Source organism: Pseudomonas sp. 14P_5.3_Bac1, from assembly GCF_025466135.1.
Lineage (GTDB): Bacteria > Pseudomonadota > Gammaproteobacteria > Pseudomonadales > Pseudomonadaceae > Aquipseudomonas.
In genome coordinates, this window is record NZ_JANLOF010000048.1 from 1 (window position 1) to 1,585 (window position 1,585).

1 protein-coding gene is annotated in these 1,585 nt (G+C 56.0%); it reads left to right on the forward strand.

The features are described from left to right. On the forward strand, positions 1-1,585 hold a 1,585-nt coding region (locus NTD89_RS10870; protein WP_315975606.1), incomplete at both ends, for an immunoglobulin-like domain-containing protein.

Below are 1,585 nucleotides of genomic sequence, written 5' to 3' on the forward strand. Positions count from 1 at the left end.
CAACTCGGTTGTTGAGGGCGGCAACATCACTTACACCGCTACGCTGACTAACCCAGCGCAAACTCCGGTGACGGTGACGCTTTCTAATGGCCAGACCATCCTCATCGAAGCCGGTAAATCTGCGGGTTCGGTACTCTTTGAAACCCCGGCTAACGACGTTTACAACAACGGTTCGACCGTCAATACGACGATCACTAATGCCACTGGCGGTAACTTCGAGAACCTGGCGACTAACCCAGCACCAGCGACTACCACCATCACCGACTCGATCGACACCACCACCGTCACTCTGACGGCTGATCAATCGGTCGTTGAAGGCGGCAACATTACCTACACCGCTACGCTGACAAACCCGGCGCAAACTGCGGTGACTGTGACGCTTTCCAATGGTCAGACGATCAACATCGAAGCGGGCAAGTCCAGCGGAACTTTAGTTTTCGAAACTCCAGCTAACGACGTTTATAACAACGGTTCGACCGTCAATACGACGATCACCAACGCCACTGGTGGTAACTTCGAAAATCTGGCAACCAACCCTACGCCAGCGACCACCACGATTACCGATTCGATCGATACCACCACCGTCACGCTGACGGCAGATCCATCCGTCGTTGAAGGCGGCAACATTACTTACACCGCCACGCTGACCAACCCTGCGCAAACCGCTGTGACGGTCACGCTGAGCAACGGTCAGACGATCAATATCGAAGCGGGCAAGTCCAGCGGAACTGTAGTTTTCGAAACTCCGGCCAACGACGTTTACAACAATGGTTCGACCGTCAACACGACGATCACCAACGCCACTGGTGGTAACTTCGAAAACCTGGCAACCAACCCATCGCCAGCGACGACGACCATCACCGACTCGATCGATACCACCACCGTCACGCTGACGGCGGACCCATCGGTCGTTGAAGGCGGCAACATTACTTACACCGCCACGCTGACTAACCCGGCGCAAACTCCGGTGACTGTGACGCTTTCCAATGGTCAGACCATCGTCATCGAAGCCGGTAAATCTGCGGGTTCGGTAGTCTTTGAAACTCCGGCTAACGACGTCTACAACAATGGCTCGACCGTCAACACGACGATCACCAGCGCCACCGGCGGCAACTTCGAGAACCTGGCGACCAACCCAGCGCCAGCGACGACGACCATCACCGACTCGATCGATACCACCACCGTCACGCTGACGGCGGACCCATCAGTCGTTGAAGGCGGCAATATTACTTACACCGCTACGCTGACTAACCCGGCGCAAACTCCGGTGACTGTGACGCTTTCTAATGGTCAGACGATCGTCATTGAGGCCGGTAAATCTGCCGGCTCGGTGGTGTTTGAAACTCCGGCCAACGATGTCTACAACAACGGTTCGACCGTCAACACGACGATCACCAACGCTACCGGTGGCAACTTCGAGAATCTGGCAACAAACCCAGCGCCAGCCACCACCACGATCACCGACTCGATCGACACAACCACCGTCACTTTGACGGCTGATCCATCGGTCGTTGAAGGCGGCAACATTACCTACACCGCTACGCTGACTAACCCGGCGCAAACTGCGGTGACTGTGACGCTTTCC